Here is a 22,317-nt window from a genome sequence, read left to right as displayed (position 1 = left end):
AATGTACAAATTAGTTATAATATTTGGTTTAAAATTCAAGTTGCAGGATTGGTAATCACTTACGTAAATGGTTTACAATGGAATAATATAGGGAATTATTCTATATAGGTTTCGGGCTATGAAACTATTTAAGAGGTGACAGTAGATGAAAAAATTAAATTGGGCAATCCTTGGACCTGGCAGTATCGCTGCTGATTTTGCAAGAGCGTTAAATGACATGCACGGGAGCATCTATGCAGTCGGTTCACGAACATTAGAAAAAGCAGAGCAGTTTGCAAAGCAATATAATGTTGCAAAGGCATACGGAAGTTATGAGGAAATGCTTCACGATGACAAAATAGATGTTGTCTATATTGCAACCCCGCACTCAAACCACTATGAATTCATTATGAAAAGCCTAGAAAACAATAAACATGTCTTTTGTGAGAAAGCAATTACGGTTAGCTCTGAGCAGCTTCTTGCTGCAGTAAAGCTAGCTGCAGACAAACAGCTTGTACTAGCAGAAGCAATGACTATTTACCATATGCCGCTGTATAAAGAATTGCGTCATCGGATCACTTCAGGCAGTATCGGCAAATTGAAAATGGTTAATGTGCTGTTTGGCAGCTCTAAGGAAGATGATCCTACAGACCGTTATTTTAATATGGATTTGGCAGGCGGGGCCTTGCTTGATATCGGTACATATGCTCTTTCATTTGCTAGATCCTTTCTTTCAAGCCAGCCTCATGAGATTCTGACAACCGTTAATAAATATTCAACAGGTGCAGATGAACAGTCAGGAATTATCCTAAAAAACAAAGAAGACGAAATGGCTGTCGTCACACTTGCAATGAGAGCCAGAACACAAAAGCTTGGCATTATCGCTGGCGACAACGGCTATATCATGGTTCCTGATTTTCCTAGAGCCGATAAGGCAACCATTCATTATTTAGATGGTACACAAGAGACGGTGGAAGCAGGAGAGAGCAGTAAAGCTTTGCATTATGAAATTGAAGATATGGAGCGATTTGTTGCAGAAAAAGAAAAGGAAAGCACATTGCCATTAACGGTTGATGTGATGGAAATTATGACAGATGTTCGCAATCAATGGGGTATACGTTATCCATTTGAATAAAAAAGAGGAATGCAGTTGTTCTGCATTCCTCTCTCTTTTATAGTGGTGCTGTTTGCCTTTTCTGGCCAACATAATAGACCATTTCTTGATATCCAATCTGTTTCAGCTTCTTCTGGACAGCGAACAAATCATCGCCGATTCGGTCAGGATGATGAGAATCGGATCCAAATGTTATATCGACATTATAATAAAAGGCACGTTCTAACATGTCATCAGCTGGATACCAGCCGCCCACATCCTTCATTTTTCCTGATGTGTTCACTTCAATGGATACACCTGATTCGCCAATAATTTTCAGTGTCTCATCTAAGATTGGTGTTTCAATGGCTGAAAAGGCAGGATAATAACCTTTCATTGCATCAATATGACCAAGGATTTGGAAAACACCGCTTTTGGCTGATCCTTGAATTAATCGGTAATAATCTTCCTTCTCTTGAACTTGCTGTGAAGCAGTAAGCCCTGGCCATCTGCTTTTATCAAAAATACTCTTTCCATTCACATAATGAACAGAACCGATAATATAATCAAATGGATATTTATCATATTCTTTTTTGTACATATGAAGAAGATGTGGATAATAATCACTTTCCACTCCAAGCAGAACATGAATTTTGTCCTTATAGGCTTCCTTCAGCTTGAGGACCTCTTCCACATAGTGAACAAACTCACTTTTCCCCATGGAGTACCGTGGAAACGGCTGGTCTTCTTTATGAAAGAACAAAGGAGAATGATCTGATATGCCAATATAATGCAGCCCTTTCTCAATCCCTGCCTGAATATACTCTTCGATTTTACCAATTGCATGGCCACATCTGTCATGGTGTGTATGCAAATCAAATAAGATGCTGTTCATATGCCTCTCCTCACTTGCTTTTTATCTTGTAAACTAAGTATATACGAATCTGAATCGTACTGTCATGTGAGGCGGACTATAAAAAAAGGCATGGAGAATTCTCCATGCCCGCATCAATTACACAATTTTTATCTGGTTATCCTCTATAACTACCTTTTCATTTTCCTTTAGGTTTGTGAAAATAATTGGTGTAATAACAGACGGCACCTTGTCCTTAATTGCCTCAAAATCTATTTCCATTAATTTCTCACCTTGCTTCACTTTTTGACCGTCCGTAACAAAGGATGTGAAGCCTTCCCCTTTTAAAGTAACTGTATCCAATCCTACATGAATGAGAATTTCTCTGCCGTTGTTATCTGACAGACTAATGGCATGCTTTGTAGGAAAAACATTAATAACTGTTCCATTAACCGGTGAGATTAGTGTGCCATTTGTTGGATCAATGGCTGCACCGTCTCCCATCATTTTCTGGGAAAAGACTGGGTCTGGCACTTCTTCAATAGGAAGAAGTCTTCCTTCTAATGGAAGAATAAAGGAATTCTCATCTGCATTTGACTGGTTTTTCTTAAACAGGTTTTTGAACATACTAGCACCTCCATGAATTTAGGACGAACGTCATTTCTTTAAATAAAACACAATTGATTCATAAGGACGTAATTCGATATTTTCTAGATCCTCTTTTGAGTCAGAGTAATTAGATAACAGCATGGTTTTTGTATAACCTTCAACCTCTAATGTGTCAGGCAATTCGAATGAAATAGGCTCTCCATAAAAATTATTAACCACAATCAGCTTTTCGTTATCATTGGAACGAACATATGCAAAAAGCTGCTGGTGATCTGGAAGCAATAGCTCATAATCGCCATTTGTAACAATATCGTACTCTTTTCTCAATGATATCAACTTTTGGTAATGATAGAAGACCGAATCAGAATCCTTTAAGGCTGCTTCTGCATTTATTTCATGATAGTTTCTAGCTGTATTTATCCACGGTGTTCCTGTTGTAAAGCCAGCATTTGCCTCTGCATTCCATTGTACAGGAGTTCTTGAGTTATCACGAGATTTACGTCTTAATATTTCGAGGATTTCCTCTTCTATTTTTCCCGCTTGCTTTAATAGTTGAAACATATTGATTGATTCAACATCCCGGTAATCTTCAATAGAATCGAATTTAGGGTCTGTCATCCCAAACTCTTCTCCTTGGTAAATATAAGGCGTTCCCTGCATCATGTGAATGACTGTAGCAAGCATTTTCGCTGATTCCTTATGGTATTTTTGATCATTGCCATATCTTGAAACGACCCGGGGCTGATCATGATTACACCAAAACAGCGCATTCCAGCCTCCGCCTTTATTCATGCCTGTCTGCCAATCAGATAATATTTTCTTTAAGGAAAGGAAATCCATATCGCCCAGCGCCCACTTTTCTCCATTCGGATAATCAACCTTTAAATGATGAAAATTAAAAGTCATGCTAAGCTCTTCCCGCGTCGGGTTGGAATATTGAATACAATGCTCTAATGTTGTAGATGACATTTCGCCAACTGTCATAGAATCATATTTTGAGAAGACTTCCTTGTTCATCTCATGAATAAATTCATGCACTCTTGGTCCGTCGGTATAAAATCTTCTTCCGTCCCCCACATTGTCATCTGGAAATTGCTGATTTTTTGAAATTAAGTTGATAACATCAAGGCGGAAGCCATCGACGCCCTTCTCAAACCAAAAGTTCATCATTTCATAGATTTTATGGCGAACTTCTTCATTTTCCCAGTTTAAATCAGCTTGTGTGACATCAAACAAATGAAGATAATACTGCCCTGTTTTTTCATCATATTGCCATGCATTTCCGCCAAACTTTGACTGCCAATTATTCGGTGCACTTCCATCTTCTTTACCGTCTTTCCAAATATAATAATTTCGATACGGATTATCTTTCGAGGAAGCCGCCTGTTTGAACCATTCATGCTCTGTTGACGTATGATTCACGACAATGTCCATAATAACCTTAATATCTTTTTTATGAGCCTCACTCAGCAATACATCGAAATCCTCCATTGTCCCGTATTCAGGATGAATGGAGAAATAATCACTAATATCGTAGCCATTATCTCTTTGAGGAGAAGCATAAATTGGTGTTAACCATATGACATCTACACCAAGCTCATGCAAATAGTCCAATTTTTCCACAATGCCTTGAATATCACCGACACCGTTACCAGTAGTATCATTGAAGCTTTTCGGATATATTTGATATACAACTGCCTTTTCCCACCATGTTTGATTCATCTATATACACCGCCATTATTTACATTTATGAACCCTGTATATACAGGTTATATATTTATGATAACATGTATATACATGTTGTCAATTAAAAAATAATGCGTTTTCATTTTTGATTTCTTCTGACAAAATCAAAAAAGCTTATTGTGATTAGGTTTCACAATAAGCTTTGTCTTCATCCAATATTTACATATTTCCTTTACGCTTTGAGCTTTACAGCTTTCCGGCTTGTTCCGAATTCTTTCATTTTGCTTCTCACCGTTGCTATGATCGCTGCTTGCCCAGGTGCAAGTATCGTTCTCGCATCATATACTTTGTCATCCTGGACGAGAAGCTCTCGTACAGCCTGAGCCCATGCCTGCAGACATTCTGTATTAACGTTTATTTTTGCATGACCTAGTTCAATCGATCTTTGGATTTGATGGAGCGGAATTCCCGACCCGCCATGCAGGACTAACGGAACATTTGTAATCCGAGAAATATGCTCCATTTCCTTAAAGCCAAGGATTGGCTCTCCTTTATACGGTCCATGAACAGATCCTAATGCTGCTGCCAGTGCATCAATACCAGTTTCATTGACAAGCTGCAAACACTCATTTGGATCTGCATAGGAAATACCTCCGATTAAACCATCCTCATTTCCGCCGACCGTTCCTACCTCTGCTTCGACAGAAACACCAAAGTTCCTAGCATAATCAACGACTTCTCTTGTCATCCTGATATTTTCTTCAATAGGTGAATGGGAGCCGTCAATCATGACCGAACTAAAGCCTGCATCAATCGCTTGCTTGCATCTTGCTACGCTTTTGCCGTGATCTAAATGGAGAGCTACAGGCACAGTGATTTCTAATTCTTCTACTAATGCAGATACACCTGCTGCAATTATTTTAAAGCCTCCCAAATAATCAACTAACCGGTCGGAAGCGGCAACAATGACAGGTGCTTGCTCAGCTTCGGCTGCCTGCAGAATTGCTTGAACCCACTGAAAGCTGTTCATATTATATTGACCGACAGCATACTTTTCTTCTTTCGCTTTTCTCAACATATCATGCATCGAAACAATCGCCATTGCTACACCTCCATCTATTTATTTTCCCCCTAAAACTTACAGAGCTTTTTCCGCTTCAAAATGCTTAGCAAGCACTTGAAGTGTTGTTTCCTTTGCAGTCTTGATAACTTCTTCCGCATCAAGCTGATAGTATTCTGGTCGGAAGAGTTCAACAGACACATGGTCTACACCCTTATTCTTTAAGATAGGGATAATGCTGTCTAAATCAATGGCTCCATGCCCTGGCCATACTCGGTCAACATCCATTAAAATACCAGGCTGATAATCTTCGACGTCATTAATATGAAAGATAAATATCTTTTCAGAATCTGTGTTTTTCAAGCTTTCCAGCGTAGAATTCATCGCATAATATTGGAATGTATCAAACACGATGCCAACATTATGTCTGTCGACTTCCTTGACCACTTCATTGGCGAATTCCAATGTGTTGATAGTGGCATGTGGATGGCCGATAAATTCAATTGCTAGTTTCACTCCATATGGCTCTGCCAAGTCAGACAAATCTCGTAAAGTCTCGACACTGCTGTTGATAATGTCTTTACGCAGAATCTTCTGTTCAGAAACAAGCGGTACTACAACAATATTCTTACAATTAATTACTTTTGAAATCTCAAGCATTTCCTGAAACTCTTCACGCAATGCTGCATATTCTTCCTCTGTGCGATTATTAAAGAACACTAGTGCATTTAATGAGAGCGGCTTTACATGATGAGTTTGAAAGTACTGGGCTAAATCTTCAAGTGTATGTGTTTTTAAGTAGTCTTTCAGCTGGTCGATTGATCTGATTTCTATATAGTCATAGCCGTATTTCTCACAAAGCTCTAAATCCTTCTCTAAGCTTGAGTTTTCCAATGTTGTCCCTTGATTTAATCCTATTTTCATTCTGACAATCCTCCTTATTTAACTGCTGACAATCCTAATCCTTCTTTAATGGATCTCAATGTCACTTCATTGGACCAATCTGGTTTATCCGGATAAGCAAAAACAGAGTTTGTGATAATGCCGTTGAAATTGAATTCTCTCAGCTTGCGGTATAGTGTATCAAAGTCAATTTCGCCTTCGCCTGGGTTCAAGTGCTGATGAACAGTCACATTAGCATTCGGCGGATTGACGATATAGCGCAAGCCAAATGCTGCTTTATGGTTCAGCGTATCTGCAATCAATACATGTGCCAGCAAGTCCTTTGCCTCATCCAGCTGTTTTCCGATATCGCCGATGCCGTCATCATAAAAGAAAGCATGTGCCACAGAGTAAACAAGCTTAATCCAATCCTTATCTAACGCGCGAATCATTCGAACAGCCTCAATATTCAATTCAATGAAGTCATGAGGATGTGATTGCAGATTAAGGGCAATTCCTTCCTTTTCGAAAATAGGCATAAGCTCATCCATGGAGCGAATGAAGGATGCTTCACTTTCGGTTGGGCGGGTTTTATCGCCGGCAAATTCACTGTTCATTAAATCAACACCTAAATCAGATGTGATTTCAATGCATCGTTTCCAGTTCCTCACAGCAGCCTGCCGTTCTAATTCATTTGGGGAAGACCATTGCTGTACAGGCAAAACAGATGAAATTTTCACCCCTGCATCTGAACAGTATCTCTTCAAATCCTTGATTAGCTGCTTATCAACTTTTGGATATTCGTAAAACCAGATGAAATCCTTGCGCGGAGAAAGCTCTACATATTCGTAGCCGAGTCTTGCTACATTGTCGATTGTTTCCTTTAAACCTGTATTATCCCTAAAGTGTGATGGATCGTATGCTAATCTCATATTTTTTAACCTCTTCCCTTTGAAAATTATAAATATGCTTGTGAGGGGGAAATAAATCCCCTCAACCATGCAGAAACTTATACTTATAAATTATAGACTTGCTGCTGATAATCCTTTTTTATAGAAATCTGGTTTATCCGCTAGAACAACTTCTTCTCTTTCGCCTGATTGCTGGGATTTAATACATGCATCTGCAGTCACTTGAGCGATATAGCCATCCCATGCTGTCGGGCCGTTTGGTTCTCCAGTCTTTTTAATAGAATCCATAAAATCCTGAAGCTCTGTATCATAGGCATCAAGAAAGCGCTGCTTCCAATCTACTAATATATTAGAACCTAATGTAGCATTTTTGCGGTATGTGATGCTTTGGAATTCAGGAAGCTTCACAATCCCGTCTTCACCAACTACCTCACATTGAATATCATAGCCATACTGGCAATTAACGGAGATTTCTACATTTATGATAATGCCTGAATGTGTTTCTAATAGGACAATTTGTGGATCTCTTAAGTTTTCATGTGCGTATTTAGATTTTCTTGGAAATAGAACTTGCACAGATTTATAGTCATCATCTACTAGCCAATGAAGAACATCAATTTCATGTATTAATGTGTCTGAGATTGCCATATCTGTTGTATACATTTCATTAACTTCCGGATTGCGGTGAGCACAATGAATTAATAATGGCTCTCCAATAAATTTATTATCAATTGCCTCTTTCAGCTGAACATAGCCGCTGTCATAACGGCGCATAAATCCAACTTGCACTAGTCGTTTGCCATGCTTCATTTCTGCTTCTACTATTCTCATGCAGCCTTCTGCTGTTGTTGCCAAAGGCTTTTCACAAAACACATATTTACCTGCACTAATAGCTGCGAGCACACTTGCTTCATGGGCAGGTCCCCAGCTTGTTACAAAAACAGCATCCACGTTATTTGCTGCAACTAATGATACATCATCTGGATAAACGACAGCATCTAAACCATATTGCTCAACAGCCTGTTTTGCCGACTCTTGATTTACATCTGTAACAGCTACGATTTTTCCGCCTGACAGTGTGTTTGTAATTCTTTTAATATGTTCACGCCCAATAGCACCTGTGCCAATTACCCCGATATTCAATGTCATATCTCTCATCCTCTTTTCGATTAGTTTCTTTTCTATCCTTTGGTATACGCTTACAAAAAAACTTATTTCGCTTCTGGTATTGCATCATCATCTGAGAGGTTCTTCCCGTAGTTGCGAAATTCCTGTTCTAATTGCTCTAAGGAGCGATCCTTTGTTTCCGGCAAATACTTCTTAACAAACGCAATCGCAATGATTCCCAATCCGACAAAAACGAAGAATGTTGTGGACAGTCCAATTCCTGCCATTAATACAGGGAACAGCAAGCCAACTAAGAAGTTCGTGATCCACAAGCAAAACACTGTCACTCCCATTCCAAGTCCTCTAAGCCTTTGCGGGAAAATTTCCGAAAGCATGAGCCAAGTCACTGGTGAGATAGCTCCTTGCTGGAAGGCTAAAAAGGTTACAGTTAAGGATAAGACGATATATGGCAATGCTGGTGATCCTTCCATCGTAAGAGAAAAGATTCCGATTAACAGCAAGGCGATGGTTGTGCCGATTTGACCTGTAATCAACATTGGACGGCGGCCGACCCTACCTAGGAGCCAGATTCCGACAAACGTAGCAACAACCGATATGATACCGTTTGCAATATTTCCTATTAAAGCTGCTCTTGTCTCAAAACCAGCATCCTTTAAGATTTCTGTTCCATAATACATGATTGAGTTAACGCCTGTTATTTGCTGTACAACAGCAATCCCCAAACCAATAAACACAATTCTTCGAACCCATGGAACATTCAAATCTTTAAAAGTCGCTTTTTTCATTTGAGACTGATCTTCAAGCGATTTCTCAATTTCTTTCAGTTCTGCTTGTGCTCTTGCTTCTGCTCTTACCTTTTGCAGCACGCGCAGTGCATCGCCGATTCTGCCTTTAGAAGCAAGCCAGCGCGGACTTTCCGGGACAACGAGCATTCCAAACCATAGAAATACAGCAGGAAGGGATGCAATGACAAGCATATATCGCCAGACATGAGCTGTATCACCTAGTGTATTTCCTAAAATAGCATTGAAAGTAAATGCGAGCAGCTGCCCTGATACGATCATTAGCTCATTCTGTGTAACCATTCTTCCCCTGTTTTCAGCAGGCGACATTTCTGCCAGGAAAGCAGGTACTGTTACCGAAGCTCCGCCGACAGCAAGACCTAAAATGAAGCGGAAGGTAACCATCAATTCTACACTTGGTGCAAAAGTACAGCCTAATGTAGCAAAGATAAACAAGATAGCAAGATAAAGAATATTCTTCCTCCGGCCATGATGATCAGATAATCTGCCGCCAAACATTGCTCCAAAAGCAGCTCCGAACAAGAGAGAACTTGTGACAAGCCCTTCTGTAAAGGGAGTAAGATTCAACTGATCTTCTTCTGACATAAAGGGGAGGGCCCCATTTATGACGCCTGTATCATAACCGAACAGCAGCCCCCCGAATGTAGAAATAATGGTGATTTTCTTCAAGTGTTTTTTATGGGTATCCTTGCTTGTAGTCATACAACATTCCCCTTTTCCGTGTATGTTTGGACAAGCAATTTCTTATTTATATAATTTCTGGCGATAAGAGCATATTCTAAAGGATTTGCGACTGCGGGATCTTGTTCTGCTTCAATCACAATCCAGCCGCTGTAATTCGTCTCAAGCAAGTAGGCATACACTTCTGTAAAGTCAATACAGCCATCCCCAGGTACTGTAAACATGCCCCGAAGGAAGGATTGCAGAAAGGACAAGCCTTCCTTACTGCATTCAGTAAGCGCATTTTCTCTGACATCTTTAAAATGAACATGCTTGATACGGTCTCTGTGCTTCATAAGCAATGTCATATAATCTCCGTCAGATACGAATATATGGCCAGTATCATAAAGAAGGTGTACATGATTGGCATCTGTATGATCCATCAAACGGTCTATTTCCGCTAATGTCTGAACCCCTGTTCCCATATGATGATGATAGACAAGCTTCAATTGATAAGTTTCAGCAATTTTACCGAGCTCATTCAAGCCGCTGCACAACAGTCTCCATTCTTGATCGGTAAAGAAGGGCTTTGTCAAAAATACATTTTCTGAAGTGCCTTGCACGCTGTAGGTCTGTTCAGACACAACAGCAACAGACGCATTCACTTCTTGTAAATATTTGCAATGCTCATGGAACGCTTCTGCCGCTGAATCCATGCCGTCTCGGATGATGTAACTTGAGAACCATTTCCCAGCTATCTTTAAGTTTCGCAAACCAAGCTCCTTATTCAAGACACTCGGTTCTGGGAAAAAGCCGCCTACTTCTGTTCCTTGAAAACCTGCAACTACAATATCACTAAGCAAGTGCTGCAACGTATTGCCGGCACCAATTTCGGGAATATCATCATTGCGCCAGCCAATCGGTGCAATACCCCATAAGATTTGATTCCCCATCCCCATTCTCCCCTTTTAATATTGTTTTGCTTCTTGAAGTTTCGCCTTCCTGGAGTCATTAGCTTTTTGGACACTTTCCATGTTAGAGGCTTCAGCCACCCCAACATTCCACCAGCTGTCATAGCCGTCTGTCATTGTCTTTGGCAGCACTTTCATTTCAATCAAGGTAGAAATATCTTGTTTTTTCGAATCTTCTATAGCTGCTTTCAATTCCTCGACTGTGTTGGCACGATAAACCTTTGCTCCATAGCCTTCTGCAACTTTAGCGTAATCAATGTTCATAATCTGATTATCAGCATCGCGGAACTCACAATCGAAGCTGCCGCTGCCATGATCCATTTGCAGGTTGTTGATACAGCCCCACCCTGAATTATCAAACAAGAGAACATTAATTTTTTGCTTATATTGCAGTGATGTCACAAGCTCTGAATGCAGCATGAGGAAGCTTCCGTCTCCGACAAAGGAGTAAACTTCTTTTGATGGATCAGCTAATTTCACACCTAATGCTCCAGAAATTTCATAGCCCATACAGGAATATCCGTATTCAAGATGGTATGTGTTCGGGGTACTAGAATGCCATAAGCGCTGCAAGTCGCCTGGCAGAGAACCAGCAGAACAGATAACCGTACTGTCTTTTGCAACACTATCATTAATAGTTAGCAATGCTGTTGTTTGGGCTAACTCTGTATTAAGAGCGTTAGCATATTCATTCAGAATTTCTTGTGAAAAGTGGTTTTTAATCTCAGGATTAAATGCTTCACGGTTGAATTCAACCTTGCCTAATCGCTCTCTTTCTGCAAGCCACTCATCTTTCAATTGGCCGATTCTGCTTCCGAATTCGCTTTCATAGCCTTCAAGAAGCGGGAATAACCGGTCGAGTGTTGTTTTTGCATCTGCTACGACTTGGAATGCATCAAATTTATATGTTTGCATTCTGCTTACGTTAATGTTTAAAAACTTAGCTGAAGCAAAATCAAAGGCCGTTTTGGAGGATGTCGCAAAATCGGTATATCTTGTACCAATACCAATAATGAGATCTGCTTCTTTTGCTGCTTTATTAGCAGCAAGAGTACCAGTAATACCCATACCGCCAAGATTGTTTTTGAAGTCACTTTCTACTGTCGATTTGCCTGCCTGTGTTTCAACGAGCGGGATGTTGTATTTTTCAGAAAATGCGATTAAGCTTTCTCTTGCCTCTGAATATTTCGCGCCTCCGCCTACTAAAATAAGCGGCTTTTTAGAGGATTGGATCAGCTTGACAGCACCGTCGAGCTCACGCTCATGAGGGGCTTTCCGGTCAACATAATGCACTCTTTTCTCAAAGAACTTCACATCATAATCAAAGGCTTCCCCTTCGACATCTTGAGCGATACAAATCGTTGCCGGGCCAGCCTTCCCTGGATCTGTCATCACTTCAAATGCGCGCAGCAAACTTGACATCAGCTGTTCCGGGCGAGTAATGCGGTCCCAGTAGCGGGAAACTGGCAAAAATGCATCATTTGTTGTTACTGCAATGCTGTACTCTTGCTCCATTTGCTGCAAAACAGGGTCTGGCTGTCTTGATGCAAAAGTGTCTGCCGGAATAAATAAAACAGGAATATTATTAGCGTGCGCTGTGGCAGCTGCCGTAATAACATTTGCTGAGCCAGGACCTGAAGAAGTGGAAACAGCAAATATCTTCTGTCTGAGCATTTGCTTGCTGTAAGCAATAGCAGCATGTGCCATCCCTTGTTCGTTCTTACCTTGAATCACTTTTAAATGTCCTCGGTCCTGTTCCAGGGCTTGACCAATTCCTAATACATTTCCGTGACCAAATACATTGAAGATTCCTTCTACAAAAGGAAACTCATTACCATCAACATGGATATACTGCTGATTCAAAAATTTGACCAGCGCTTGTGCAGTTGTCAAACGAATCGTTTCCATTCTTTTGCCTCCTATCTTGATGCTTCAATCTTTTCATTTTTCGCAATCAGTTCCTCAATTTCTTCCACTTGCGGCATCGCCTCAGATGAACTGTGCTTGCTTACTACAATAGAAGCGGACGCACTTCCGTATTTCAGAGCTTCGCCGATCTCCTTGCCGGAAATTAATGCATACAAGAAGGCAGATGCATAGGAATCTCCAGCTCCAAAGGTTTTTAATACATTCGTCTTATACGCTTGCGCTCTGAAGACATCACCTGATTTCACATAAGCGTATGATCCGTCAACACCATGCTTAATGACAATTAATTCAGCACTTTGGCCAAAAAGATGCTGCACTGTTTCATGATTACGGCCATCTTTCCTGTTTTCCATCACATCATACTCATCACGTGTACCAATAATAATTTCCGCTTGCTCTGCAATAAGAGAATAATAAACAGCTGTTTCTTCCTGTGATTTCCATGTATATGGACGATAATCTAGTTCGAACGCTACCTTAACGCCATTCTTCTTAGCTAGTTGGACTGCTTTAATTACAGCTTCTCTAGAAGGACTTGCAGCTAGAGCTGTTCCAGATACAAGCAGCAGCTTTGCTCTTTTGATATATTCTTCGTTTACTTCAGAAGGCTCAAGATATAAATCTGCTACATCATCACGGTACATGAGGATACTGCATTCATCAGGACTTTTGATTTCTGTAAAGGCAAGGCCTGTCTTATGACCTTCTGTGTCTGTCACTATGTTAGAAACATCTATGCCAACACCCTGCATATAGCTCTTGATAAAGCGGCCATGCTGATCATCAGCAATTTTTCCGATAAAGCCAGCTTTTAAGCCTAGTTTGCTGCTGCCAATTGCTATATTTGCCGGTGATCCTCCTACATACTTGGAAAATGTCATCGTCTCTTCCATTGGACGGTTATATTCCACTGCATTTAAGTCGATGCAGGCTCTGCCGATTGCTATTAAGTCAAACTCTTTATCTGAATTGAATTCATATTTCATTGGTAGCATCCTCCTAATTTAGCGGTTTAAAATCCATTCATGGTCTTTATCATTATTGAATTTCCAAATTCTTGTCGGTCCTGCCATGACATTTAAATAGTAAGATGTATAACCATCCGGCACACCAACAGGATGATAACCTTTAGGCACAATTACTACATCACCATCTTCAACTGCCATCGTCTCATCTAATGATCGGTCATTAGTGTATACGCGTTGAAACAGGAATCCTTGTCTTGGATCGATTTCATGGTAGTATGTTTCTTCCAAAAATGATTCCTCTGGCAAATTATCCTGGTCATGTTTGTGGGGCGGATAGCTTGACCAATTCGCAGTTTCTGTGATGACCTCAACAACGAGAAGGCTGTTGGCTGCAGGATGCGAATCGGGAAGGATATTATGGACAAGGCGCTGGTTATTAAATTTCCCTCTATGCTCTACACTGTTTTCTTCTGCTTTAATCAACTTCGTTGGCTTTGCCTCATCAGAAGGGGAATAACATAGGGCTACTCTAGCATTTCTGCTGTTTGCAGAGATTGTGAATTCATTCCCATTAGAAACATAGACACTGTCTGTTGGAATCCGTTCAAACACGCTGTCTCGAGTGCCGATATTCTCAAATACAGCTGTGCCGTCACTGACAGTAATTTTTCCTGTTACAGCAACAATGCAGCATTCTTCTAAACCGAGCGTCTCTTTGTATTGAGCATTTTGGGATAATTCAATTAATTTAAAACCAACATATTTTAGCGGGGAGTTTTCTTGCGTAACATTATGAATAACTTTTACACCATCGATTGCTTCCGTATGCTGAAATTTTCGCAGCAGTTGACTCATACGTTTTTCCTCCTTAAGCCTTACGATCAGAGTTTTCCACTCTGATCGAGGCCAAAAAATTCACAAAAACTCTCATTCTATCTATCAATCAAAAGTCGGTGCCAAATATCTTGCTGTAACTACTTTTTTGCGAGTATAGAAATCTACACTATCCTTGCCGTTTGCATGAAGTGTTCCGTAGAAAGAAGACTTCCAGCCTGAGAATGGGAAGAATGCCATCGGCGCTGGTACTCCCAGGTTAATGCCAAGCATACCTGCATCAATGTTTTCTCTGAAGTAGCGAATGGCAGATGCATTGGATGTAAACAAGCAGGCACCGTTAGCAAACTCTGATTGGTTCGCAATATCAATTGCTTCTTTTAAGTTTTTCACACGGATGACGGACAATACAGGAGCAAATATTTCTTCTTTCCAGATTGTCATATCTGTTGTGACATTATCAAAGATTGTTGGTCCAACGAAATATCCTTCTTCTGGAGCATTTTGTCGACCGTCTGCAATCAAGTTTGCGCCTTCGGAAATACCTTTTTCGATATAACCTAATGTTTTTTGTTTATTTTCCTCTCTGATAACAGGACCTAAGAACACACCGTCTTCCAAGCCGTTTCCAATTTTGATGCTGCTTGTTTTCGCTTTTAATGCAGCCATAAACTCATCTGCAATGCCTTCTTCTACTGTAACGACAGCACATGCCATGCAGCGTTCACCAGCTGAACCGAATGCAGCTGAAACAACATTAGTGACTGTTTCTTCCAAGTTAGCATCATTCAGGACGATTGTATGGTTTTTTGCACCTGTCAGTGCTTGAACACGCTTTAAGTTCTCTGAACCTTTTTTATAAACATACTCACCAACCGGCTTTGAGCCGACGAAAGAGATTGCTTTAATTTCAGGATGCTCCAAGATGCCGTTTACAACATCATGTGCTCCATAAACTACATTGAATACCCCTTTAGGTAATCCTGCTTCTGTGAACAACTCTACTAATCTTCTTGTTAACAGCGGTGTTCTCTCAGATGGCTTTAAGATGAAAGTATTGCCAAGAGCAATTGCCATTGGGAACATCCAGCATGGCACCATCATTGGAAAGTTGAATGGTGCAATTCCGCCGACTACACCGATTGGGTAACGATAGTTTGTCGCTTCAACATCTGTTGCAATGGAAGCAAGTGAGTCACCCATCATTAATGTTGGTGCACCTGCTGCGAATTCTACATTCTCAATTCCTCTTTGTACTTCTCCCAAAGCCTCTGTTAAGTTTTTTCCATTTTCAATTGTAATCAGCCTTGCCAACTCTTCTTTATTTTTCATAAGCAGCTGCTGATAGTTGAATAATATTCTAGCTCTTCTTGGCACCGCGACATTCTTCCATTTTTCAAATGCTGCCTTTGCAGCTTCTGTTGCCTGCTCAATATCTTCCTTAGTGGAAATAGGAACACGACCGATGACTTCTTTTGTAGCAGGGTTAAATACCTCTTCGTAAACAGAAGTATTGCTTTCAACCCACTCACCATTAATATAGTTTTTCAGTTTTTCTGCTGTAACTGTAGACATCTTCATTTCCTCCTCCAGATATTATTTCGGCTGTTTGAACAGCTAATAAGTTGATTGTATTGCTTCCCTTCTCACTTTATTCTGTCTGCTGATACTGCAGTTCATAAATATATTGGGAAAACTTATTCATACTATCATCATCTTGTTGTTATGTTTTGGTTATGTTTTGATAATTTATGATTACATCATAATACGGATAACGCTTTCAGTCAACCGTTTTCCTCTTTATTTTTTCATATTTTTGGAGATAAAGAGATAAAAAGGATAGGTTTCCTGTCTATCTCTGGTGCATTTTTGTTATTAATAGTGAATAAGAGCTGTAAATACTGAAAAAATTGTCTACCAACCTAAATATTTTACAAATAAAGGTGTTTTCCTCTATTTATTTTTGTTTTTATTGAAAATGATTCTTGGTACTTATTTTCACAACAGTTTTGGATAGATATTCAAAAGTTAACCATTCAAATACAAAAAAACCTGCTGTTTTAAACAGCAGGTTTTTTTGTATTATGCTTTTGCCGCAAAATCATACTCTGTTTGTAACACTACATTCAAAAACTTCAAGACTGTGTAACGGTCTCTAAGATGGTGAGCATGTTTTAGACTGTCGTGCACTAATGACTCCGAGATGCCTAGTTCATTTGGCAAAACTGGCCCACCTAAATTTTCAATCAGCCTTTTAGTGCTTTCAGGATCAGGTATCGCTTCAAGTATTTCTTTCACTTTGTCTTTATTCTCTCTTAAATTAGCCAACACTTTACCATGCTTTGCTTGTATTTCGCCATTCTCTAATATATTGTCCAGTTCATTAAGAAACTCACTCTTATATATGGAGCTTAACAATATAGTAGTAACGCCAACCTTCGCTCCATGCAGGACTTGGGGACGATTGTTTTTCAAAAGGTCCATTTCCCAATAATGAGATAAATGATGTTCTCCTCCTGAAGCTGGATGTGATTGCCCGAAGACAAGCATGGCGATGCCTGACTTGATAAGACTTTCTATTAAGATGGTGATGCCTTCGTCCTCTGCTTTCGCTATTTTTTCGATATTGGCAACACATTCATCCAATGCGAGCTGAGTTAATTCAGCAGAAAGCTCACAATAAGGAACATCCGCTGCATAACGCTCAAACTTCCAATCAGCTAGAGACGTGTACTTGGCAATCATATCGCCGACACCTGCTGCAATCATCTCTTTCGGTGCCTTTTTTAAGACATCAATATCAGCAAATACTGCAATAGGTGATGTCATTTGAAATGTTTTCTTCACACCCCTAACAATGAGCGGCGCTCCCAGTGAAGTAAATCCATCAACGGAAGGTGCAGTAGGTATAGAAATGAATGGTATATTTAATGTAGCGCTGCAAAAGCGGGTAATATCATGAATTGTCCCTGAACCGACTGCTATCATACAATCGCTGTTTCTCCCTGTTTCAAGCAGCACTTGAACAAGTGCCTTTTCATCTGCTACTACATCTCCGTTCTCATCTGGAGTTACTTCACAGGATGTTACCGCTAAACCTGCTGAGTTAAGCAGCTCTGTCAATTTATCTCCCGCCGCAGTCATCGTATTGCTGTCAGCAACGATTTTCGGACTGATAAATGACTTTTCAGCCAGGAAGGAAGCTACTTTGTTCAGAGCTCCGTTCTCTGCCATAATTGTTTCAATCGGTATGTCATTATGATGATTTCCGCAGCTGCATGTTTTAAATAGATCATGAATTTCGGCAACAAAATTTTCCATTGCAAACTCCTCCTCTAACACCCGCCAAGTCCACGTGTTTATTTATTATAATGTTCCAAAAGTGTAAGTTGTTTTTCTTTTAAATTCCTCGTCTGCCTCCATTACCCATGTCGGAAATTCAGGTTGATTGATTGCATCTGGAAGTCCTTGTGTTTCTAGGCAAAGTCCATGGTATCGTTTTGCCGGAACTTCAAAAAATCTGCTGGACTCGTCAATTTGATTGCCAGTATATAACACAACACCAGCTTCATCTGTACTGATTGTCAAAGTTCTGCCTGACTCTTCTTCCGTTAACAGAATTTCGTCCGTCTTCTCTTTATTCAGAAGGAATGGATGATCATAGCCGCCACCTGCAAGTGATATTTGTTCATCTCTTGATTCAGCACCAGACGCAATAAGTCGTCCTTCCCTAAAGTCAAAAACTGTATCTTCCACGTTTGCTAGGACACCTGTGGGAATCAGTTCTCCATCCAATTCCAGAAAACGGTCAGCAGCTATTGTCAGCTTATGGTTTAGGACATCTCTTTTAAGATTTCCGCTTAAATTGAAGTAAGAGTGGTTTGTTAAATTGACGATTGTTTTTTGATCTGCTGTACCTGCGTAAGTAATGCTTAATTCGTTATCATTATTGAGCAAGTAGGATACTGTTAGCCTCAGCTCACCTGGATAGCCTTCGTCACCATCAGGACTTGTATGAGTAAACTTAACGCCAACTGCCCCGTCCTCTTCTATTGGCTCCGCTTGCCAAACGACTCTGTTATAGCCCTTTACTCCTCCGTGCAGATGGTTTGCTCCGTCATTTTTGGCAAGTGTATACTGCTTGCCATCCAGTTCAAAACCAGCTCCTTTAATTCTGCCTGCTATCCTGCCGACAACCGCTCCTAAAAAGTAGGAATCCTGCTCGTATTCTTGAAGTGAATCGTATCCAAGAACAATATTTTCAAAGCTGCCATTTTTGTCTGGTGTTACTATGCTTGTAATAATGCAGCCGTAGTTGATACACGTAACATCCATTCCGTTATCATTCGTCAGTTTGTATTGATCTACGGCTTTATCGCCGATTTTCCCATATGCTTCTACTGTTATGTTCATATAATCTATCCCTTCCGCTAGCAGCTATTAGTTTAATAGCGCATTATCGTTTTTCTAACCTGATTACGTTCCAGGACAGCTTTGGCAAAACAGCTGTAATAATTCCGTCTTTATATTCGGCATTCCCATTTGTATGCGGCTCTACGCGCTGTTTTTCGGCACTGTTTTCCGCCTTGATATCATCGTTTTCTAAAACGATATGTTCGACAACTTGATACCCTTCAAAATTGCGAATATCACATTCAAGCAGGAGACCTTCTTCTAAATGACGATTCACAGCAAAGATAGTCAGCTGTTCCTGTTCTTCGTTATATACGGCTGTTGATTCTAAAAATGGGACATCTGTAAAGTCCTTACTGTCATATTTCGGGCTGGAGATAATTGGATTCAAGGATACTCCTCTTCCGTAAACAGATGTATGCATATACGGGTAGAAAATAGTCTGTTTCCATGCTGGCCCATTATCCTCTGTCATAATTGGCGCAATAACGTTTACAAGCTGTGCTAAACAAGCAATCTTCAATCTGTCTGCATGCTTTAACATCGTAATCAGCATACAGCCTACAAGCAGAGCATCTTCAAAGTTGTAAACGTCTTCAAGCTGATGCGGCGCGATGCTCCAAGGCTCGATCAACTTGTCGTTTTCATTGCTGTGGTACCAGACATTCCACTCATCAAAGGACAGATTTATTTTCTTTTTGCTTCGTTTTTTTGCTTTTACATAGTCTGCAATCGAGATGACAGAGGAGATGAAGTCATCCATTTCAAGTGATAAAGCCAAATAATTGGCTACATCATTAGACTGATTTCCGTAATATTGGTGTAAGGAAATATAATCAACATGGTCATATGTATGGTCAAGCACTGTTGCTTCCCAATCTGCAAATGTTGGCATATTGCGATGAGAGCTGCCGCAGGCTACCAGCTCAATGGACGGATCGACCCATTTCATCACTTTGGCTGCTTCTTGAGCAATTCTTCCATACTCTGCTGCAGTCTTATGGCCGATTTGCCAAGGACCATCCATTTCATTTCCCAAGCACCATGTTTTAATATTGTATGGTTCCTTCACCCCGTGCGCAGCACGAAGATCACTGTAATAGGAACCTCCTGGATGGTTGCAATACTCAACAAGATTTCTGGCAGCATCAATTCCCCTTGTCCCAAGGTTGACTGCCATGTTTACATCTGCACCTACCAGTTTTGCCCATTTCATGAATTCATTTGTACCTACTTCATTTGTCTCTGTCGTTCTCCAAGCCAGATCCAATCTGCGCGGGCGGCTTTCAACAGGACCAACACCATCTTCCCAATTATAGCCGGACACAAAGTTACCGCCTGGATAGCGGACAAGGGGCACTTGAAGTTCTCTAACTAAATGGATAACGTCTTTCCTGAAACCGTTCTCATCCGCTTCCGGATGATTCGGTTCATAGACACCTCCATACACAGCCCTACCGAGATGTTCAATGAATGAGCCATAAATCCGATTGTCAATTTCTCCAACTTTAAAATCCTTTTCTAGAATCATCTTTGCTTTATTCGCTGTCATGTGCTTTACTTCCTTTCTTCTTGAAAGTTTTTTAAAGATAAGCTTTATACAACTTTAGACCATTTAGGGTTTCCGATATTCGGGCATGCTTTTCTTTTAAACTTTGCTCTATAGCGGACAATACATCCGCTATAGGCACAAGTCGTCCCGTATTGTAAAGAAGTGCAGTCTCGGCAAATGCTCAGCCTTTCTTGATAGACTGAATCAAGCACAAGCTTTTCCGGTGTTTCTGCTGCCTCTTTAAGCAGCTCCTCAATGACTTCCTCTGAAACTATTACACTCTCGACACAGCCCTTGCATGCATTCTTTTGCATCATGTTTTTAAGCTCCTGTTATAGCTAATGTCACTACAGACATCGGTGGAATATTCACAGACAGCTTGCTTCCGTTTACTAACACATCTGTAAATGCAGCTGGCTTAACTGTTTCTGGCGCATCAAATGTATTATGAGCATTCATTGCATCTGCTGTCAGGATTGTACCAGACACCTCTTTCGCCTCGGTCAGTCCGCGTAAATCCAATTCGAATGAGCTGCCGTTTACATGATCGATATTACAGAAGCTCACATTAACCTGGCCAGCAGAATCCTTCGATGCAGTCACACTTACTTGCGGAAGGGATTCTCCGTTATGTTCATAGCTGCCAATTTGCGCATCCACACTTAAAAGCTCAGCATCTTGATGGACTTTGTACATATCAAAAACATGATATGTCGGCGTAAGAATCATTTCTTCGCCTTCTGTCAAAATCATCGCTTGCAGCACGTTCACTGTTTGTGCGATATTCGTCATTTGGACACGGTCACAATGCTGATGGAAAATATTAAAATGCAGTGCTGCGACGAGTGCATCACGAATCGTATTTTGCTGATACAAGAAGCCTGGATTTGTTCCCGGCTCTACATCAAACCATGTGCCCCACTCATCAATAATCATGCCAACACGTTTATCAGGATCATATTTATCCATAATATTGCCATGCTTTGTAATGAGCTCATCCATATGAATGGCTTTCTTCATCGTAATGAACCACTCATCCTCAGGGAAGTCTAGTGCTGAGCCTTTACCAAGCCAGAAGTCTCCCGGAATTGTATAATAATGAAGGCTAAGCCCATCCATCAAGTGGCCGGCATTTTTCATGAGCACTTCTGTCCAGTTATAATCATCGACATTTGCTCCGCCTGCAATTTTATAAATTTTGTTATCTCCGTAGTTCCTGACATATGTTTGGTAACGGCGATAAAGATCCGCATAATATTCTGGTCTCATATTTCCGCCGCATCCCCAGTTTTCATTGCCGACGCCAAAATAAGTCAGCTGCCATGGTTCATCTCTGCCGTTTTCGCGGCGCCAATTTGCCATTGGAGATTCTCCTTCGAATGTCATGTATTCTACCCATTCTGACATTTCTTGGACAGTGCCGCTGCCAACATTTCCACAGATATACGGTTCAGTCCCTAACAGCTCGCACAGAAGCATAAATTCATGTGTTCCGAAATGGTTGTTTTCAACGACGCCGCCCCAATGTGTATTAACCATTCGTTTGCGGTCTTCTCTTGGGCCGATTCCATCCTTCCAATGGTACTCATCTGCAAAACAGCCGCCTGGCCATCTTAAGACTGGAATATTAATTTTTTTTAGCGCTGCTAAAACATCATTTCTTATTCCTTTTGTATTCGGTATTGGCGATTCCTCTCCAACCCATATTCCTTCATATATACATCTGCCTAAATGCTCTGCAAAATGACCGTAAATATTTTTATTAATTTTTCCTTTTTTTACGTCCGCGTTAATGATTACCGTATTCCCCATGCTATCTTCTCCTCCTTATTGATTCGCTTACAGAATATGTACTTCGTTAATATTCCCGCTAATCTTTATCGTTGTGATAAAAGAGCTGAAGTCAGAACCTCCATTGTTCTAAAAAAATCTAGAATTGTCATGGAAGTTCTGACTTATCATGCTGTTGTTTTGTTCCGTCTTAAT

18 protein-coding genes and 1 pseudogene are annotated in these 22,317 nt (G+C 40.5%); 1 reads left to right on the top strand and 18 read right to left on the bottom strand.

Going from position 1 to position 22,317, the window contains the following annotated elements:
- The first annotated feature begins 145 nt into the window (after positions 1-145).
- On the top strand, positions 146-1,114 hold the full coding sequence (locus MKX82_RS05270) for a Gfo/Idh/MocA family protein (protein ID WP_341075480.1): 969 nt from the start codon (positions 146-148) through the stop codon (positions 1,112-1,114).
- Positions 1,115-1,151: 37 nt separating this feature from the next.
- On the opposite strand, the gene MKX82_RS05265 is transcribed toward MKX82_RS05270, so the two are convergent.
- From MKX82_RS05265 to MKX82_RS05180, 18 genes and pseudogenes are all read right to left on the bottom strand, one after another.
- Complete coding sequence (locus tag MKX82_RS05265; RefSeq protein WP_233317153.1) at positions 1,152-1,967, bottom strand: histidinol-phosphatase; 816 nt, start codon at positions 1,965-1,967, stop codon at positions 1,152-1,154.
- Between the two features lie 117 nt (positions 1,968-2,084).
- Positions 2,085-2,513, bottom strand: a pseudogene (locus tag MKX82_RS05260) (PTS sugar transporter subunit IIA); the annotation flags it as partial.
- Between the two features lie 69 nt (positions 2,514-2,582).
- Positions 2,583-4,256, bottom strand: a complete 1,674-nt coding sequence (treC, locus tag MKX82_RS05255) for an alpha,alpha-phosphotrehalase (protein WP_341075474.1) — start codon at positions 4,254-4,256, stop codon at positions 2,583-2,585.
- 196 nt (positions 4,257-4,452) lie between these two features.
- Entirely contained in the window at positions 4,453-5,322 is an 870-nt protein-coding gene (gene fba / locus MKX82_RS05250) for a class II fructose-1,6-bisphosphate aldolase (protein ID WP_341075471.1), read from the bottom strand.
- A gap of 36 nt (positions 5,323-5,358) precedes the next feature.
- Positions 5,359-6,204, bottom strand: a complete 846-nt coding sequence (locus MKX82_RS05245; protein WP_233317156.1) for a sugar phosphate isomerase/epimerase family protein — start codon at positions 6,202-6,204, stop codon at positions 5,359-5,361.
- Positions 6,205-6,218: 14 nt separating this feature from the next.
- Entirely contained in the window at positions 6,219-7,094 is an 876-nt protein-coding gene (locus MKX82_RS05240; protein WP_233317157.1) for a sugar phosphate isomerase/epimerase family protein, read from the bottom strand.
- Between the two features lie 90 nt (positions 7,095-7,184).
- Positions 7,185-8,222, bottom strand: coding sequence for a Gfo/Idh/MocA family protein (locus MKX82_RS05235; protein WP_237942257.1), 1,038 nt, complete (start codon positions 8,220-8,222; stop codon positions 7,185-7,187).
- A gap of 62 nt (positions 8,223-8,284) precedes the next feature.
- Positions 8,285-9,706: a sugar porter family MFS transporter gene (locus MKX82_RS05230; RefSeq protein ID WP_233317159.1), complete on the bottom strand. Its 1,422-nt coding sequence runs from the start codon at positions 9,704-9,706 to the stop codon at positions 8,285-8,287.
- Positions 9,703-10,617: a myo-inosose-2 dehydratase gene (gene iolE / locus MKX82_RS05225; protein ID WP_233317160.1), complete on the bottom strand. Its 915-nt coding sequence runs from the start codon at positions 10,615-10,617 to the stop codon at positions 9,703-9,705. Before iolE ends, MKX82_RS05230 begins: the two co-directional genes overlap by 4 nt.
- A 15-nt stretch (positions 10,618-10,632) precedes the next feature.
- Positions 10,633-12,543, bottom strand: a complete 1,911-nt coding sequence (gene iolD, locus MKX82_RS05220) for a 3D-(3,5/4)-trihydroxycyclohexane-1,2-dione acylhydrolase (decyclizing) (protein WP_237941013.1) — start codon at positions 12,541-12,543, stop codon at positions 10,633-10,635.
- An 11-nt stretch (positions 12,544-12,554) separates the two neighbouring features.
- Complete coding sequence (gene iolC, locus MKX82_RS05215; RefSeq protein WP_233317162.1) at positions 12,555-13,550, bottom strand: 5-dehydro-2-deoxygluconokinase; 996 nt, start codon at positions 13,548-13,550, stop codon at positions 12,555-12,557.
- Between the two features lie 18 nt (positions 13,551-13,568).
- Positions 13,569-14,387, bottom strand: coding sequence for a 5-deoxy-glucuronate isomerase (gene iolB / locus MKX82_RS05210; RefSeq protein ID WP_341075451.1), 819 nt, complete (start codon positions 14,385-14,387; stop codon positions 13,569-13,571).
- Positions 14,388-14,471: 84 nt separating this feature from the next.
- Complete coding sequence (gene iolA, locus MKX82_RS05205) at positions 14,472-15,941, bottom strand: methylmalonate-semialdehyde dehydrogenase (RefSeq protein WP_233317164.1); 1,470 nt, start codon at positions 15,939-15,941, stop codon at positions 14,472-14,474.
- Positions 15,942-16,448: 507 nt separating this feature from the next.
- A complete protein-coding gene (locus MKX82_RS05200) occupies positions 16,449-17,687 on the bottom strand; it encodes a sn-glycerol-1-phosphate dehydrogenase (RefSeq protein ID WP_341075448.1) in 1,239 nt (412 codons plus the stop codon).
- A 45-nt stretch (positions 17,688-17,732) separates the two neighbouring features.
- Positions 17,733-18,779, bottom strand: coding sequence for an aldose epimerase family protein (locus tag MKX82_RS05195; RefSeq protein WP_233317166.1), 1,047 nt, complete (start codon positions 18,777-18,779; stop codon positions 17,733-17,735).
- Positions 18,780-18,822: 43 nt separating this feature from the next.
- Positions 18,823-20,331 carry an arabinosylfuranosidase ArfA gene (gene arfA / locus MKX82_RS05190; protein WP_233317167.1) on the bottom strand — a complete coding sequence of 503 codons (1,509 nt, stop codon included), beginning with the start codon at positions 20,329-20,331 and terminating at the stop codon, positions 18,823-18,825.
- Between the two features lie 44 nt (positions 20,332-20,375).
- A complete protein-coding gene (locus MKX82_RS05185) occupies positions 20,376-20,648 on the bottom strand; it encodes a DUF6171 family protein (RefSeq protein WP_233317168.1) in 273 nt (90 codons plus the stop codon).
- Positions 20,649-20,652: 4 nt separating this feature from the next.
- The gene (locus tag MKX82_RS05180) at positions 20,653-22,143 is read right to left on the bottom strand and encodes an alpha-N-arabinofuranosidase (protein ID WP_233317169.1); all 1,491 of its coding nucleotides are present in this window, start codon (positions 22,141-22,143) and stop codon (positions 20,653-20,655) included.
- Positions 22,144-22,317 lie beyond the last annotated feature (174 nt).

Source organism: Niallia sp. FSL R7-0271 (assembly GCF_038005785.1).
In the GTDB taxonomy this organism is placed as follows: Bacteria; Bacillota; Bacilli; order Bacillales; family Cytobacillaceae; genus Niallia.
The sequence above is the reverse complement of the archived record's forward strand: the minus strand, read 5'-3'. Positions and strand labels throughout refer to the sequence as shown.